Genomic DNA, 16453 nt, shown 5'->3' with positions numbered 1-16453 from the left:
TCGTTATACGTTTCTACGAACTATCCGCCGATCCTGTCGAGCAGAGTCTGCGCAGCCTCACGCTGCGCGACATCACCCTCTTTCAACACTTCCTGCAGGAGTTCCCGAGCGCCTTCGAGGTCGCCCATCTCTTCATAAGCTTTTGCGAGATCGAGTTTGGTCGCGACCTCCTCGTTACCCCCTATCTCCATGTCAGACGCCAGATCGGCCCCACCGTCAAAGGACGGGGTAATCAACGTGGCCTCCACATCCTGTTCAAGGAAGTCGGGATTAACCATTGTCTGGGACTGCGCCCCAGGCACGATGAGCGTTTCCACCTGCTCAAGCGAGAAATCCGGATTGACCGCCGTGGAAACGTGGGGTGCTTCTGCCTGATCCTCCTCACGTGAAGGGCCATCTTTATTATCAGCACCTACCTGATCAGACTGAATTTCAAGCTCTGGCGACTGAAGATCGAGTTCGATCTCCGAAAGATCGAACGAGGAGTGTTCCGGCTCTGCGCGACCGAGGAAAGTCGACTCCGTCAGATTGACATCGAACTCGACATCATCAGTACTTCCTTGACTCGCAGAAACAGGCTCTTCGATAGAGGCTTTCTGTTGCGCATGGCTGGTCACGATCGAACCGAGGTCGAAATCCAGATCGGGCAACCCCTTATCCGCCAAGGTCTGGTCCTCATCGCCCAGGATCTCGGCGGCTGGCATGATTTGTGTCCCGATATCGAAGTCCAGATCAAGTTCAGCGCCGGAACCTGTTTCATCCGCTGCCTTCTCGATTTCCGACGACGGCGTATCGGGTAGCGAAAACTCCGGCACAGCAGGCTCGACAGGAAGCTCAGGCGAGATACTCCCCAAATCGAAATCGAGCGCACCGAGAGCATCCGACGCCTCCTCAACGGAAACTTCACTCTCGCTCGCCGTGCTCTCTTCCACACCGAGATTAAAATCAAGCCCCTTCGTTTCGGCAGATTCAACTGCCGTAGCGACCACCGGCTCCGTAGTGATCTCTTCGATCGAGTCTGCCTCTTTCGCCAGTTGGGACAGCGTCCCTGGCATGGTCTGTGTATCTTTCACCTTCTCGGACACGGCACCAGCCAAGGCTGCTCCCGCGGCAACTGCCGCGACCCCGGCTGGCACCGGCTCTCCGCGGAACAACGGATTGGCCGGATCAAGCTGGTGCCCCATCGCCACTGCTTTCTCCCAATCAGGCCCAACGCCGTTCGTTTCTCCATACAGTTCGGTCGCCAGCGTCTCGAAACGAGCCAGATCCTTGCGCCCGGAATAAATCTCCAGCAGTTTCAGACAAATCGCCAGACGCTTCGGATCTTTCTGTTTCGCCTCCAGCAAAATCTCCTCCGCCTGGGCATCACGACCGTAAGCCATGTAGACATCGGCCTCGGCCACGGGATCGACCTCATCGGTATCGATACTTCCCGGCCCCGCCTGACTGAAGTCGGTATGCGCCGGCGTCTGCGACGCGGTATCGACGCTCTGACCACCCGTGGTGCGGAAGACGGAATTGGCAGTCAAACTCGCCGTCGTTGGCGGCGTCAGCGTAGTACTGAGATCCGCTTCTGCATCTTTCTTCGACGCGCCCTTCCTTCGGGCGAAGAACCAGGCGGCCAGAAGCGCCAAAATGCCGCCCCCTCCGGCGAGCGTGATCGGATCGCCGAGCAATGACTCGAAGAAACCCGGCTCTTCCGGTGGTGGTGGCGCCGCTTTGGGCTTCGCAGCGGGCTTCTGGACCGCTGGTTTGGGCTCGGTCGGCGGGGCGACAGGCTGAGCAGGAGAAACGGAAGGCTCTTGTGCCTTGGGAGCCGGCTGCTCACTCTTTGGCACGGCAGTGTCAGCAGCCCCTGCGGTCGGAGACGCCGGCTGGGCCGGTGATGTAGCCGGCGTACTCACCGCTGGCTGAGCGACGGCCTTTCCGCCCGCATCGCCAGAAGAAGGAGCCTGCTTCTGCATGTCGGCCAGGCTTTGATTCTTGAGTTCCAGGAGCTTCTGCAAGTCAGCAACGTTCTTTTCCAGAGCTGCGACCCTCTCATTGGCTTCCTGGAGCGCTTTGTCCTTGGCAATCAGCTCCTCTTCAGCCGCCTTCCCCGCAACTCCGGCCTTGCCGGATTTTGATTCTGCCCTGGAAACCTTGAGCTGATCCCTGCTAGCAGCCAGCTCTTCCTTGTCCTCAACCTTGGCGGTAATCTTCCCGCCAACTTCCTGCCTAGCCGAATCACCCTCCGCCGGTGCGGCGGCAGAAATTCCGGCCAGCTTGCTTCGATAGGCATTCCAGTTGGACGACTGGGCCACAACGATCTTCTTCGCTTCCACGGGTGTCACAGTTTCGACAACCGCTTTTTCCGGGACCGACAGGATCTTCCCTGCCTTGAGGCGGTTCATGTTATTCCCGTCGAACGCATCGGGATTGGCACGAAAGAGAGCAACCAGCATCTGATCGAGCGTCACACCTTGGGGTTTCAGCTCGGAGGCGATCCGATGCAAGGTCTCGCCGGAATGAACCTCGCGATTCCCGTCGCCGGCGCGCTGTTCTCCCGATTTCGGGGCTGATTTCGAAACGGCTCCCATCTGAGCGACTGCACGCGCACGCACATCACTATCGATCCGGGATACTGCCGACGACTGGGAAGCCCCCCGCTTTGACGGTGCAGCGACCTTGGGCGTCGTCACGGGAACGGCGGCCGATTTAGCCTTGTACTCAGGGGGGTCCAACAAAAACGAATACTCACGAACAAGACGGCCTGATGACCAGTTCAACTCCATCAACATATCCACGAACGGGTCGTTGATTGGCCGATCGGAACCAAGCTTGATGACGGCCTTCCCGCTTGGCCGCTTTTCAAGTTTGAAATTGATCGTCAACAGGGTCGTGGCGTAATCCAGACCGGCCTGCTTGAACAATTCCTCAGGAGCCAACCCGGCCTTCATGTCGGCCAGTTCCTCCCGCGTCGCCGTAACCTCGATCTCCGCGCGCAACGGCTGGCCGAGTGCGGAAAACACCACCAGTCGGCCAAGACCCGCCGCATTCACGCCCGACGGAATGGAAGCAAGCGCCAAGCATGAGGCCACCGCGAACGCCGAGGCGCTTAGACGGAAGGAACGGATACTCTGATATGTTTTATTTGCCACGGCGCGACCCTGAGCGTCAAAATCGGAAATATTAAAATAACATCATGAAGTTACGCATGCAAGCTAAACTTGCACGTGACATTCGAACGCGAAAATATCAAAAAAAAACCGGAACTTTCGTCCCGGTTTTTTATTAAAAACACACTGAAATCAATCAAGCAGGATACGCAACATCCGACGGAGAGGCTCGGCAGCCCCCCACAGCAGCTGGTCACCCACCGTGAACGCGCCCAAATACTCCGGCCCCATGGCCAGCTTGTGCAAGCGACCGACAGGAACCGTCAGTGTTCCGGTCACGGCGGTAGGGGTCAGTTCGCGTTCGCTGATCTCCCGCTCGTTCGGAACGACCTTCGCCCACTGATTGCCTTTGGCGATGATATCGGACACTTCGTCGAGCGGCACATCCTTGCGCAGCTTGATGGTCAACCCCTGGGAATGACAACGCATTGCGCCGATCCGCACGCAGAGGCCGTCGACCGGGATGCTGCCCGGCGAACGGAACGGCGGGCGGCCGAGGATCTTGTTGCATTCCGCTCCACCCTTCCACTCTTCTTTCGACTGGCCGCCCTCGACGGGAACGTCGATCCACGGAATCAGGCTGCCGGCCAGCGCGGTGTTGCGGAAGTTCTTGGTGGGGAAGCTGGCGGAACGCATCGTTTCAGCAACCTTGCGGTCGATATCGAGGATCGCCGAAGCCGGGTCGGCCAATTCGGCCTTCACCGCATCATGCAAGGCGCCCATCTGGCATAACAGTTCACGCATGTTCTGCGCACCGGCACCCGACGCCGCCTGATAGGTCATGGCCGAAACCCACTCGACGAGATCGTTCTGGAACAGACCACCGAGGCCCATCAGCATCAGCGAGACGGTACAGTTGCCGCCGATCCAGTTCTTGCCGCCCTTGGCCAGCGCATCCTTGATCACGTTCAGGTTGACCGGATCGAGGACGATCACGGCATCCTTGTCCATACGCAGCGACGAGGCCGCGTCGATCCAGTGACCGTTCCAGCCGGTCGCCCGCAGCTTGGGAAAAATTTCCTTGGTGTAGTCGCCCCCTTGGCAGGTCACGACGATATCCATCTGCTTGAGCGCGTCGACCGACATCGCATCGAGCAGGATGCCGCCTTCCTTGCCGCCAAGCGCCGGCGCCTTGCCGCCAACGGACGAAGTGGAGAAATAGACCGGCTCGATGAAGGCGAAGTCGCCCTCCTCGACCATGCGCTGCATGAGCACGGAACCGACCATTCCGCGCCAACCAACAAGACCAACCTTCTTCATTGCAGTTACCTCGAATTGAAAAAAGAAATCTGTGCGGACCTCAGAGCGCGGCCAGGACGGCGTCGCCCATTTCGCGGGTGCCGACTTTCCGGGTTCCCGGCTCGTAGATGTCGCCGGTGCGGAACCCCTGGGCGAGGACCTTCTTCACGGCGGTCTCGATGCGCTGCGCGGCCTCCTCCTGGGAGAAGCTGTAACGGAGCATCATCGCGACAGAGAGAATCGTCGCCAGCGGATTGGCCATGTCCTTGCCGGCGATATCCGGCGCCGAGCCGTGGCACGGCTCGTAGAGCCCCTTGCCGGTTTCATTGAGCGACGCGGAGGGCAGCATGCCGATCGAACCGGTGAGCATCGAGGCCTCGTCCGAAAGGATGTCGCCAAAGATGTTGCCGGTCACCATCACGTCGAATTGCTTGGGCGCGCGCACGAGTTGCATGGCGGCGTTGTCGACAAGCATGTGGCTCAGTTCGACGTCCGGATACTCCGGCGCCAGTTCGTTCATCACGTCGCGCCAGAGTTGCGTGGTTTCGAGGACGTTCATCTTGTCGACCGAACAGACCTTGCGATTGCGCTTGCGCGCGGCCTCGAAGGCCATCCGACCGATCCGGCGAATCTCGTTCTCGCTGTAGATCATGGTGTTGAAACCGACGCGCTGCTGCACGCCGTCGACTTCGCGCGTTTCAATGCCGCGCGGTTGGCCAAAGTAGATGTCACCGGTGAGTTCGCGCAGGATCAGGATATCCAGACCGGAAACGACTTCCGGCTTCAGCGTCGAAGCATTCGCCAGTTCCGGGTAAAGCACGGCCGGACGCAGGTTGGCGAACAGGCCGAGAAGCTTGCGAATTCCAAGGAGACCGCGCTCCGGACGCTGTTCACGGCCGAGCACATCCCACTTGGGTCCGCCGACCGCGCCGAGCAGCACGGCATCGGCCGCCAGCGCCAGCTTCTGGGTCGCCTCGGGGAACGGATTTCCCGTCGCATCGACCGCACAACCGCCAAGCAAGGCTTCTTCCATTTCGAATTTCAGGTCGAGAGCCTTCAGAACGCGAACCGCCTGTGCGGTAATTTCGGGGCCAATCCCGTCTCCTGGCAAAACGCAAATTTTCACGTCACATTCCTTCAAAAATTAATAAAACCGTTTCATCCCGCCGCTAGCAGCGCGGGGCTTATCTCGTCGCGGCCCTTTCGATGGCCTGACCGCCTCGCTCGATATCCTTCCCGATCCCTTGCATGGTATTGCATGCCGTCGAGAGAAACGCAAACGCGGCGACCAGCACGGCAACAACAACTTTCTTCATGGTTCATATCCTCAAACAATACGACGCAGCAATCTTCAAGGCTACGCCGATCGGAGCAATCGGGCCGGGGATTATCGCATGGGACAAGGCGACTGTCAGCCGGCACAAGCTCATGAAATAAAAAGGGAAGTCATCTGTTTACGCGCGCCGCTCGGTAAAGCGGCGCCACCCGGTCGGCGTAAATACGCAAATCCGACAATCGCGACTCGTGCGACGGGTGGGTCGACAACCACTGCGGCGTGCTGTTGCCGGACACCCGCGCCATCTTCTCCCAAAGCGAAATCGCCGCATACGGATCAAAACCGCCCCTCGCCGAAAGTTCGACGCCGATGCGGTCGGCTTCCTGCTCCATCCCCCGCGAATTCGGACGCATGAAAGCCAATTCGCCGGCCGCCCCGACCAGGCTTTTCCCGATACTCGCATCGACTCCGTAATAGGCGCCGATCAACCCGCCAAGTGTCGCGGCGATATCAACCCCCGCGGCTTGCCCGACTTTTTCCCGGCCGTGTTCGCGCAACGCATGGGCGATTTCATGCCCCATCACTGCCGCAAGTTCGTCGTCGGTAAGTTTCAGCTTTTCCATCAATCCGGTGTAGACGGCCATTTTCCCGCCCGGCATGCACCACGCGTTCAAGTCGCTGGAACTGATTACATTGGTTTCCCAGCGCCAGCCGGTAGCGTCAGGCCGGAAAACCCGGGTCACGGCGATCAGACGAGCGGCGATGTCTCTCACCCTGCGCACCTGATCCGGATTGCGATTGAGCAGGTTTTTGGCCCGCGCCTCCTGGACGGTCTGCGCATACGCCTTTTCCGCCGAGCGATTGACCTCGGCAGAGGAAACCAGCATGGTCTGCTCGCGATCGACCCCTACCGCACCGCTCGATGTCGTATTCGTCGTCGCGCATGCGCCCAACAGGACGGCAGACAACAAAACGACAGCGCGAAATACATGATTCTCTGCAATCTTGCTCACGAAACACCTCCCCTTCTTACGAACCACACGTCTCCCCCCTCTGGGTGGGCGGATCGAACCCCCAACGGTACATGATCAATAGACCCAAAACGGCGAACAACGATCCCGTAGCAAAGGCCACTTTGCCGCCAAAGCTTTCCCACGCCCAACCACTCACCAACCCGCCGATGGCGCCCCCAGCACCGAAGCTCAGGCTGGAATAAAGCGCCTGACCGCGAGCTCGGGTATTCCCGGGGAACCAACGGCTGATCGCCGCGATGGCTGCCGAATGAAACGCTGCATAGGTCATTCCGTGCAGCAACTGCGCCAGGGCGAGAACGACCACCGAGTCGACCGCCAGTCCTATCGTGACGAAACGTATCGCGGCGGCGCCAAGCGACGCCAGCATGATGGCTCGCAACGCAAAGTGCTGCATAACGCGCCCCATGTAGAAGAAGAGCCCGATTTCGACCAGCACGCCGAGCGTCCATAGGGCGCCGACCATCGACCTGCTGTACCCATGCTCGGAAAGAAAGATCGCGTAGAAAACATACAAGGCGCCGTGCGCGGCCGACATCAATATGCAGGCAACCAGGAGAGCGGCGACCGGTGATTGACGGACAATGCTACCGATCGACGGATGCTCCTGATGCTGATGAGGCTGCTCGGAATCGGGTATCGACAGGCCAAACCCCATCAATCCGGCCAGGCACACGGCACATAGCCAGAGCTGGTTGCCCGGCGCAGTGCGATCGAGCAAGGCACCGGCACCAAGCACGGTCACGATGAAGCCGACCGACCCCCACAGGCGAATCCGGCTATAGCGCCCCGGATCGTTGCGCAGATGATCGAACGTCGTTGTCTCGACCAGTGGCAATGCAGCGACCCAGAAAAGCGAAAAGAGCCCGATGCTGAGCAGCAGTGCCGCAAACCCCTGAACGAAGAATAAAGTGCAGAAAAGCAGCAATGTGGCGACACCGCTGATGCGAATCACCGCCATGCGAAGATCGAAGCGGTCGACCAGCGCACTCCACAAATACGGTCCGACGAGACGCATCACCTGCATCTGCGTCATCAGGACGCTGATATCCCACGCGGAAAAAGACAGCGACTGGAGGTAGAGCCCGAAATACGGCGAAAAGACGCCAACGAAGGCGAAATAGAAAAAGTAGTAGCCGGAAAGGCGCCAATAGGGAACACGGAGCATCCGGTCATTCTACCGGACGCTCCGGAACAAACCGGCAATGCTTATTTGCTGGATTGCTGCCCGGCGCGGTAGGCGAGCATCAGGTGGTACAGATCGTCCTTCAATTTGACCCGATGTTTCTTCATATCCTCGATCGTGAAGTCGGCAACAGGCATGTCGTGCTCTTCCAGATCTTCCACACTTCCCGTCAACCGTTTGTACGAGGCATACAGTCGGGCGAACATCGGGTTGTTGTTTCGCAAGTCGCTGATCGCGTCCTGCATTTCGGGAAACTCATGGTGAAGATCGTGGTGTTCGACGTGCATTTTGACTCTCCTTCGCTTCGTAGTGATCCCCGCACCGTTTTTAATTGCACGGACGACCGTCCGCGCTATGGAATTCTGCTCCCAATTTTCGGCGTTTGGCAATGCACGTCGCCGCACTGCGCACGATGCCGCAAGGCATGATCCATCAGCACCAGCGCCAGCATGGCCTCGGCGATCGGCGTGGCGCGAATGCCGACGCACGGATCGTGACGGCCGTGCGTTTCGACGCTGATCGCCTCGCCGGCAATGTTTACCGAACGGCGCGGCAGGCGGATGCTCGATGTCGGCTTGATCGCCATGCTCACGACGATGTCCTGCCCCGTCGAAATCCCGCCGAGCACGCCACCGGCGTTGTTCGAAAGAAAGCCCTCCGGCGTCATTTCGTCGCCGTGCTCGCTGCCCTTCTGCGTCACACAGGCGAACCCGGCACCGATCTCGACGCCCTTGACGGCGTTGATTCCCATCATCGCGTGAGCAATCTCGGCGTCCAGACGGTCATAGACCGGCTCGCCCCAGCCGGGCGGCACGCCGCGCGCCACGACGCTGATCCGCGCGCCGATGGAATCACCGGACTTGCGCAAGGCGTCCATGAACGCCTCAAGTTGCGGAACGACCGCCGCGTTCGGGGTAAAGAATGCGTTCTTCTCGATTTCTTCCGCATCGACAAAGGGGATCGCGATCGGCCCGAGCTGGCTCATCCAGCCCTGGATCGTCACGCCGAAGCGCTGTTGCAACCACTTCCGGGCAATTGCTCCGGCGGCCACGCGTACTGCGGTTTCCCGCGCCGACGAGCGACCGCCGCCACGATAGTCACGGAACCCGTATTTCTGCGTATAAGCGTAATCGGCATGTCCCGGACGGAAGGTCTCGGCGATGTTTCCGTAATCCTTGCTGCGCTGGTCCTGGTTGCGGATCAGCAGCCCGATCGGCGTACCGGTCGTCTTGCCGTCGAACACGCCGGACAGGATCTCCACCGTATCCGGCTCACGGCGTTGAGTTACGTGCCGGGAGGTACCCGGCTTGCGCCGGTCGAGTTCGGCCTGGATGTCGGCTTCGCACAACGCGAGCCCTGGGGGACATCCATCGACAACGCAACCGATGGCCGGGCCGTGCGATTCACCAAAGGAAGTTACGGAAAAAAGGGTGCCGAAAGTATTGCCAGACATGATGTTTCCGGGAGCGTTAGAATTTCAGTGAAGTCTAGCACGCCAGCTCATTTCGACGGCTCCAGCCATGCACAACAAACCCAAACCTCCGGCAAAACACCGCCCCGCCCCACCTGCACCGCCCTCCGCGCAAAATCCCGCTAACCAGCGCGACGCGCGCTGGCAGCGCACGGTCCGCTACGGCTGGGACAAGGGCGGTTCACGCGGCGGCCGCAAGTAAACACCTGACCGGGCCTGGCTGCTCAAGCCGAAGCCCATCCAAGAAAGAAAGCAGTCATGAAGACCAAGATCATTCTGCCGCTCGTGGTCATCCTTTCCATCACCGTCACGGCAGCCGTTGGATTTGCCTGGTTGCGCAACGAAAAGGAAGCGGCCGACGAACTCACCCTGCACGGCAACGTGGACATCCGTCAGGCCGAGCTCGCCTTCAACGCGAGCGGTCGGATTTCCGCGATCGAGGTCCGCGAGGGCGACACGGTCCGCGCCGGGCAATTGCTGGCCCGGCTCGACACCGAACGCCAGCATCTCGCATTGCAACAGGCCGACGCCCAGGTTGCGGCGCAGCAACAGGCCGTACTCCGGCTCGAAGCCGGTTCGCGCCCCGAGGAAATCCGCCAGGCGCGCGCGCAACGCGATGCGGCGCGCGTGGCGATGGACGATGCAGACAATTATTACCGCCGCCAGCAAAGCCTCGTCGCCCGCAATTTCATCTCGCAGCAGCAGGCCGATACCGCCCGCTTTGCGCTGGACAAGGCGCGCGCGCAATGGCGGGCGGCGAATGAAACGGCGCGTCTGGCCGAACTCGGACCGCGCCACGAGGACATCGCCGCCGCCCGCGCCACGCTGCTTGCTTATGAAGCGGCAGCAGCACAAATCCGCAAGGACATCGCCGAAGGCGAACTGCATGCGCCCTCCGACGGAATCATCGACAAGCGCGTACTGGAAGTCGGCGACATGGCCTCGCCGCAGAAAACGGTGTTCACCCTCGCCTTGACCGACCCGCTCTGGGTACGGATCTGGCTGCCGGAAACGCACCTCGGCAAAGTTCCGGTCGGGGCGCGCGCCATCGTGCGCACCGACAGCCATCCGGACAAAACCTACGAGGCCTGGATCGGCCATGTCGCACCCAGCGCCGAATTCACCCCGAAATCGGTGGAAACGGCCGACGTCCGGTCTAGCCTCGTTTACCAGACCCGCGCCTACGTCTGTGCCGGCCAGGGCGAACTGCGCCAGGGCATGCCGGCCACGGTGACGATCCCGCTCGACGCGCCGCCACAAAACACGCCGCCCTGCTCCGCACACTAGGCGATGCCAAGCGACCTTGCTCCCATCCTCATTGCCGATCGGCTGGCCAAGACGTTCGTCGCCGGCCAGCAGCGCATCCGTGCACTCGACGCGGTGAGCTTCGCGGTCGCGCCGGGCAGCATCACCGGCCTCATCGGCCCGGACGGCGCGGGAAAAACGACGCTGATGCGCCTCGCCGCCGGCCTGCTCGTCCCGGATGCCGGAACAATCCACGTTTTCGGCCTCGACGCCACGCGTGACGCACTGACCGTACAGGCCTCGCTCGGTTACATGCCGCAGCGCTTCGGCCTCTATGAAGACCTGACGGCGCAGGAGAACCTGGACCTGTACGCCGACCTGCAGGGTGTTCCCAAAGGCGAACGGGCGAATCGCTACGCCGAACTGATGCACATGACCGGCCTGCAACCGTTCGTCAACCGGTTGGCCGGGCGCATGTCCGGCGGGATGAAGCAGAAGCTGGGGCTGGCGTGCACGCTGGTCCGTCCACCGCGCCTGCTGCTGCTCGACGAACCGACGGTCGGCGTCGACCCCGTTTCGCGCCGAGAACTCTGGGAAATCCTCGACCACCTAGTCACCGGCGCGGGGATGAGCGTCCTGCTCTCCACCGCCTACCTCGACGAAGCCGAACGCTGCCAGGACGTCGTTCTGCTCCACGAGGGCCGGCTGCTCGACCGGGGCGACCCCGGCCAAATGAGCGCGCGCCTGACGGGACGTACCTGGGCCATCGCCGCCCCGGAACGTTGCCGCCGGCGCCTGCAGATGACCCTGGCACGCATTCCGGGCGTCATCGACGCCATCGTGCATGGCGACGCGGTGCGCGTCGTCACGGCAACGGAGGGATTCCCGCCCGCACTCGCCGCGCTGCCGGAAATGGCCGACAGCGCGGCAATTCCGGTGCCGCCGCGCTTCGAGGATGTTTTTGTGGTCATGCTCAGCCGCCACGCCGCCGCCACGGCGCACGCGCCGGCCATCCCTGAAGATACACCGGCACATGACGGAGTACCGGTGATCCGCGTCGCCGACCTCGTCCGGAAGTTCGGCGATTTTCGCGCCGTCGACGGCATCAGTTTCGACGTCCGCCGCGGCGAGATTTTCGGCCTGCTCGGGGCCAACGGCGCCGGCAAATCGACGACTTTCCGCATGCTTTGCGGCCTGCTGCCGGCGAGCAGCGGCCATCTCGAAGTCGCCGGCCACGACCTGCGTCACTCGGCCGCCACCGCCCGCGAGCGGATCGGCTACATGTCGCAGAAATTCTCGCAATACGCCAACCTGAGCGTGAGACAGAACCTCGACTTCTTCGCCAGCGCCTACGGCCTCGCCGGACAGGAGCGCGCACAACAAATCGCCTGGGCGGAGGACGAATTCGACCTCGGACGCTACCACGACCATCTGGCCGGCAACCTGCCGCTCGGCTACAAGCAACGGCTGGCGATGGCCTGCGCGCTGATGCACGGCCCCGACATCCTCTTCCTCGACGAACCGACCTCCGGCGTCGACCCGCTGGCGCGGCGCGAATTCTGGCAACGCATCAACACCCTCGCCCTGTCCGGCGTCACGGTGCTGGTCACCACGCACTTCATGGAGGAAGCGGAATACTGCGACCGGCTGGTGATCATGGCCGCCGGACGCATCCTCAGCCTCGGCGAGCCGGCGACGATCAAGGCCGCCGCGCGTTCGCCGGAACAGCCGCATCCGAGCATGGAAGATGCGTTCATCAAGCTGGTGGAGGACGCGGCATGATTTCTCGGCACGGCAGCGCAATGCGCCTGAAAGCGCTGGTGCGCAAGGAGTTCCTGCAGATCGTGCGCGACCCGAGCAGCATCGCCATCGCCTTCCTGATGCCGCTGTTCCTGCTGCTGCTCTTCGGTTACGGCGTCTCGCTCGACGCCGACCACGTGCCGGTGGCCTTCATCGCCGAGCAGCCCTCCGCGGATAGCCGCGACTTCGAATCGAGCCTGCGCGGCAGCCACTACTTCGCTGTCTCGCCGCTGCGCACGATGCCCGAGGCGGAACAGGCGTTGCGCGAGGGAACGGTCAACGCCATCGTGCGCCTGCGCGCCAACTTCACCGAACAGCTCCACCGCGCTGACGGCGCGCCGATCCAGGTGATCGTCAACGGCGTCGATGCCAACACGGCGCGCCTGACCCTCGGCTACCTCGAAGGCGCGTGGGGCAACTGGCTGGCCCGGCGCGCCGAAGCCAGCGGACGGGCGCTGAATGTGCCGGTGCAGATGGAACAGCGCATCTGGTTCAACAGCGAGATGAAGAGCCGCAATTTCCTGGTACCCGGCCTGGTGGCGATCATCATGACGCTGATCGGCGCGCTACTCACCGCACTGGTCATGGCCCGCGAATGGGAGCGCGGCACGCTCGAAGCGTTGCTGGTCACCCCGGCGAGCATGAGCGAAATCCTGCTCGGCAAGATCGTCGCCTATTTCGTCCTCGGCACCGGCGGCATGCTGCTCACCGTGGCGCTCGCCGTCTGGCAGTTCGGCGTGCCACTGCGCGGCTCGTTCTGGCTGTTGTGGGCCTGCGCCTCGCTGTTCCTGCTCGCGGCGCTGGGCATGGGCCTGACAATCTCGACGCTGGCGCGCAACCAGTTTGTCGCCGGGCAGATCGCCATCGTCGGCACCTTCCTCCCGGCCTTCCTGCTCTCCGGCTTCATCTTCGACATCGACAGCATGCCGGTGGCGATCCAGGCCGTCACCCATCTGGTCGTCGCCCGCTATTTCGTCTCGATCGTGCAGACCCTGTTCCTTGCCGGCGACGTCTGGGCCATCGTCCTGCCCAACGCGCTGGCGTTGCTGTTGATGGCGCTGTTCTTCCTCGGCGTCACCTGGCGAAAATCGCGCAAGCGTCTGGAGTAAGCCGAATGCGCTCGATGCTGACCCGCGTGCTGGCCCTGTTGCTCAAGGAGTTCCTGGCGCTGTTCAAGGACCCGAAGAGCCGCTCGGTGCTGATCGGCCCGCCGCTGATCCAGCTGATCGTATTCGGCTACGCGGCGACGTTCGAGCTGAAGGACATCCCCTACGCCGTCTACAACGAGGATCGCGGCGCAATCTCGCGCCGACTCGAAGCGGCATTCGCCGGCGCCCCATCGTTCCACCGCGTCGCCACGATCAGCGCCGCCGGCGAGATGGCGCCGCTGATCGACAGCCGCAAGGCGCTGCTGGTCATCCATATCGGCCAACGCTTCAGCGACCGGCTGCTGGCCGGCGACGGGGCGGCGGTCGACTCGCCGCTGCAGGTGCTCATCGACGGACGCAACTCGAACACCGCGATGCTGGCGATGAACTACGTGCGCAGCATCGTCGACAACTTCAACCGGGAATGGATGACGGAACGCGAATTACCCTCACTACCCGCCCGCCTTAAGTCGCGCGCCTGGTTCAACCCGAACCTGGAAAGCCGCTGGTTCTTCGTGCCCGGCATCATCGGCATGCTGGCGCTGATCGCGACGATCCTTGTCACCGCGATGACCGTCGCGCGCGAACGCGAGCAAGGCACCTTCGACCAGTTGCTGGTCACCCCGCTGCGCCCGGGCGAGATCCTGCTCGGCAAGGCCTTGCCGGGCTTCCTGATCGGCCTCGCGCAGGGCACCGTCATCCTGCTGATCACCGTGCTGTGGTTCGGCGTTCCGTTGCGCGGCAGCGTGCCGGCGCTGTATTGCGGCCTCGCGCTGTTCCTGCTCTCCGGCGTCGGCGCCGGCCTGCTCATTTCCTCTCTGGCCGTCACCCAGCAACAGGCGCTGCTCGGCGCCTTCCTGTTCATGGTGCCGGCGATCATCCTCTCCGGCTTCGCCACGCCGATCGCCAACATGCCGCCCTTCGTACAGGCCGTCACCTACATCGATCCGCTGCGCTACTTCATGACCATCCTGCGCAAGGTGTTCCTGGAGGGCGCGGGATTCGACGTACTGGCCCACCAGCTGTGGCCGATGGCGCTGATCGGCGCGACCACGCTGGCACTCGCCGGCTGGCTGTTCCGCCACCGGATGAACTGATGCGATCGACGCCATGGCCGCCTGTTTTGGTAGCCACGACTCCGAGGATCAACCCAGATCGACCGGCACGAACAGCTTGGCGTCACCGCGCTGGATCAGCAGAGCGACCCGCTTCGAGGCCTTCGCCACCAGCGCACGCAACTGCTCGACGTTGGCCACCGGCTCGCCATTGACCGACAGTACGACATCGCCGCGCCGGATACCTGCCTTGGCCGCCGCACCGGAGACGTTCTCCACGACGAGACCGCCCTTGCCGCCGATCTGGCGGTTCTCTTCCGGCGTCAGCGTACGCAAGGCCAGGCCCAGCTTGCTTTGCGTCGTTTCCTTGCCATCAGCACTAGCGGTCTTCTCGTCTTTCGCGCCGCCGACCTTGACCTCGATGTCGCGCATGCCGCCCTTGCGCCAGATCTGCAGCTTGACCGTCTCGCCGGGGCGGATGTTGGCAATGATCGGCGGCAGTTCGTTCGACGACTGGATCTCCTTGCCATTCACCGCCAGGATGACGTCGCCCGATTCCAGGCCGGCCTTGGCTGCGGGGCTGCCGGACTCGACCGAGCTGATCAGCGCGCCAGACGGCTTGCTCAAACCGAACGATTCGGCCAGCGACTGGTTGACCTCCTGGATCGAAACCCCCAGGCGGCCACGCTGCACCTTGCCGTGCTTCATGATCTGATCCTGGATCGACATCGCGACGTCGATCGGGATGGCGAACGAGAGCCCCTGGTAGCCGCCGGTACGGCTGTATATCTGCGAGTTGACCCCGATCACTTCGCCGGCCATGTTGAACAGCGGCCCGCCCGAGTTGCCGGGATTGACGGCCACGTCGGTCTGGATGAACGGCACGTAGTTGTCGTCCGGCAGCGAGCGCGACTTGGCCGAGACGATGCCCGCACTGGCGCTGCTTTCGAAGCCGTACGGCGAACCGATCGCCAGCACCCATTCGCCGACGCGCGTGCTGGCCGTGCTGCCGATCTTCACCGTCGGCAGGCTGCGCGCTTCGATCTTGAGCACCGCCACGTCGGTGGCCTTGTCCGCGCCAAGCACCTTGGCCTTGAACTCACGCTTGTCGTTCAGGCGGACGATCACTTCATCCGCGCCTTCAATCACATGCGCGTTGGTCAGGATAACGCCGTCGTCGCGGACGATGAAGCCGGAGCCCTGGCCGCGGACGCGCTGCTCGCCGCGCTGCTGAGGGACGCCGAAATGGCGGAAGAATTCGTAAAACGGATCGTTGGGGTCAAGCCCCGGGAAGTCCGGCAGGTTCGGATTCTTCACCTTGCCGGTCATGCTGATATTGACCACCGCCGGGCTGTTGCGGGCAACGATCTCGCTCATGTCGGGCAGCGCCACGGCGGCCGCGATAGAAGCCGGCGCCGCGTGGACGTTCCAGACGCCGCCCTTGACGGCGATCGAATAGGCGCCGCTCAACGCGGCGGTCACCACGGCGACGATCAGGGTTTTCTTGAGCATTCGGGTCGTCATGATCGATTCCTCCTTGAGAATTACGGGTCGTTCAGGCAAAGCAGAGGCTTTGCGATGGAGGCATCCTAACGAACCGATACTTAAAACTTGCTTAAGGACGTGCTGATTTATTGAAGATTCGTCATTCCGGCGAAGGCCAATGGGATGGACTCCTCCCTTGCACCGGCATCGATGTGCCAGACTGGAGTTGTCACCAACCAGTCAAACGAAGGAAGGAGTCCAAGATGAACCTTACGCGCGTTGGAGTGGATTTGGCAAAGCAAGTATTTCAGGTGCATGGCGTGGATCGGCACGAAGCGGTGCAGGTCAAGCGAACGCTC

At 62.1% G+C, this 16453-nt stretch carries 13 protein-coding genes; 4 read left to right on the top strand and 9 right to left on the bottom strand.

What is annotated here, in order from left to right; genetic code table 11:
* Positions 1-20: 20 nt before the first annotated feature.
* The 8 genes from BO74_RS03420 to aroC form a co-directional block, all read right to left on the bottom strand.
* Positions 21-3068: a motility hub landmark protein FimV gene (locus tag BO74_RS03420; protein ID WP_496440024.1), complete on the bottom strand. Its 3048-nt coding sequence runs from the start codon at positions 3066-3068 to the stop codon at positions 21-23.
* 222 nt (positions 3069-3290) lie between these two features.
* Positions 3291-4418, bottom strand: a complete 1128-nt coding sequence (gene asd, locus BO74_RS03415) for an aspartate-semialdehyde dehydrogenase (protein WP_496440022.1) — start codon at positions 4416-4418, stop codon at positions 3291-3293.
* Between the two features lie 40 nt (positions 4419-4458).
* Positions 4459-5523 carry a 3-isopropylmalate dehydrogenase gene (gene leuB / locus BO74_RS03410; RefSeq protein WP_496440021.1) on the bottom strand — a complete coding sequence of 355 codons (1065 nt, stop codon included), beginning with the start codon at positions 5521-5523 and terminating at the stop codon, positions 4459-4461.
* A gap of 58 nt (positions 5524-5581) precedes the next feature.
* Positions 5582-5713, bottom strand: coding sequence for an entericidin A/B family lipoprotein (locus tag BO74_RS03405; protein WP_496440019.1), 132 nt, complete (start codon positions 5711-5713; stop codon positions 5582-5584).
* Positions 5714-5843: 130 nt separating this feature from the next.
* Positions 5844-6686 carry a M48 family metallopeptidase gene (locus tag BO74_RS03400; protein WP_496440017.1) on the bottom strand — a complete coding sequence of 281 codons (843 nt, stop codon included), beginning with the start codon at positions 6684-6686 and terminating at the stop codon, positions 5844-5846.
* A gap of 16 nt (positions 6687-6702) precedes the next feature.
* Positions 6703-7872: an MFS transporter gene (locus BO74_RS03395; RefSeq protein WP_496440015.1), complete on the bottom strand. Its 1170-nt coding sequence runs from the start codon at positions 7870-7872 to the stop codon at positions 6703-6705.
* A gap of 41 nt (positions 7873-7913) precedes the next feature.
* A complete protein-coding gene (locus BO74_RS03390) occupies positions 7914-8177 on the bottom strand; it encodes an HP1242/YdcH family protein (RefSeq protein WP_496440013.1) in 264 nt (87 codons plus the stop codon).
* A gap of 65 nt (positions 8178-8242) precedes the next feature.
* Complete coding sequence (aroC, locus tag BO74_RS03385; protein WP_496440011.1) at positions 8243-9343, bottom strand: chorismate synthase; 1101 nt, start codon at positions 9341-9343, stop codon at positions 8243-8245.
* 276 nt (positions 9344-9619) lie between these two features.
* Here aroC and BO74_RS03380 point away from each other — a divergent pair, with 276 nt between their 5' ends.
* From BO74_RS03380 to BO74_RS03365, 4 genes are read left to right on the top strand one after another with little or no spacing between them, the layout of a single operon-like run.
* The gene (locus BO74_RS03380; protein WP_496440009.1) at positions 9620-10648 is read left to right on the top strand and encodes an HlyD family secretion protein; all 1029 of its coding nucleotides are present in this window, start codon (positions 9620-9622) and stop codon (positions 10646-10648) included.
* Between the two features lie 3 nt (positions 10649-10651).
* A complete protein-coding gene (locus tag BO74_RS03375) occupies positions 10652-12388 on the top strand; it encodes an ATP-binding cassette domain-containing protein (protein ID WP_496440008.1) in 1737 nt (578 codons plus the stop codon).
* The gene (locus BO74_RS03370; protein ID WP_496440006.1) at positions 12385-13515 is read left to right on the top strand and encodes an ABC transporter permease; all 1131 of its coding nucleotides are present in this window, start codon (positions 12385-12387) and stop codon (positions 13513-13515) included. The genes BO74_RS03375 and BO74_RS03370 overlap by 4 nt, the downstream gene beginning before the upstream one ends.
* 5 nt (positions 13516-13520) lie before the next feature.
* Positions 13521-14651 (top strand): ABC transporter permease, encoded by a 1131-nt coding sequence (locus tag BO74_RS03365; protein ID WP_496440004.1) that lies wholly within the window; start codon positions 13521-13523, stop codon positions 14649-14651.
* A 48-nt stretch (positions 14652-14699) separates the two neighbouring features.
* Here BO74_RS03365 and BO74_RS03360 read toward each other — a convergent pair whose 3' ends face one another.
* The gene (locus tag BO74_RS03360) at positions 14700-16133 is read right to left on the bottom strand and encodes a DegQ family serine endoprotease (protein WP_496440003.1); all 1434 of its coding nucleotides are present in this window, start codon (positions 16131-16133) and stop codon (positions 14700-14702) included.
* Positions 16134-16453: the final 320 nt, after the last annotated feature.

It is taken from the genome of Propionivibrio pelophilus DSM 12018 (genome assembly GCF_059569095.1).
Note: the sequence above shows the minus strand (reverse complement) of the source record. Positions and strands in the feature narration are given on the sequence as shown.

What these genes read in the sequence shown, in the direction of transcription:
- asd (WP_496440022.1), bottom strand. Translation starts at nt 4,418, where the DNA reads ATGAAGAAGGTTGGTCTTGTTGGTTGGCGCGGAATGGTCGGTTCCGTG.
- BO74_RS03405 (WP_496440019.1), bottom strand. Translation starts at nt 5,713, where the DNA reads ATGAAGAAAGTTGTTGTTGCCGTGCTGGTCGCCGCGTTTGCGTTTCTC.
- BO74_RS03395 (WP_496440015.1), bottom strand. Translation starts at nt 7,872, where the DNA reads ATGCTCCGTGTTCCCTATTGGCGCCTTTCCGGCTACTACTTTTTCTAT.
- BO74_RS03390 (WP_496440013.1), bottom strand. Translation starts at nt 8,177, where the DNA reads ATGCACGTCGAACACCACGATCTTCACCATGAGTTTCCCGAAATGCAG.
- aroC (WP_496440011.1), bottom strand. Translation starts at nt 9,343, where the DNA reads ATGTCTGGCAATACTTTCGGCACCCTTTTTTCCGTAACTTCCTTTGGT.
- BO74_RS03380 (WP_496440009.1), top strand. Translation starts at nt 9,620, where the DNA reads ATGAAGACCAAGATCATTCTGCCGCTCGTGGTCATCCTTTCCATCACC.
- BO74_RS03375 (WP_496440008.1), top strand. Translation starts at nt 10,652, where the DNA reads ATGCCAAGCGACCTTGCTCCCATCCTCATTGCCGATCGGCTGGCCAAG.
- BO74_RS03370 (WP_496440006.1), top strand. Translation starts at nt 12,385, where the DNA reads ATGATTTCTCGGCACGGCAGCGCAATGCGCCTGAAAGCGCTGGTGCGC.
- BO74_RS03365 (WP_496440004.1), top strand. Translation starts at nt 13,521, where the DNA reads ATGCGCTCGATGCTGACCCGCGTGCTGGCCCTGTTGCTCAAGGAGTTC.
- BO74_RS03360 (WP_496440003.1), bottom strand. Translation starts at nt 16,133, where the DNA reads ATGACGACCCGAATGCTCAAGAAAACCCTGATCGTCGCCGTGGTGACC.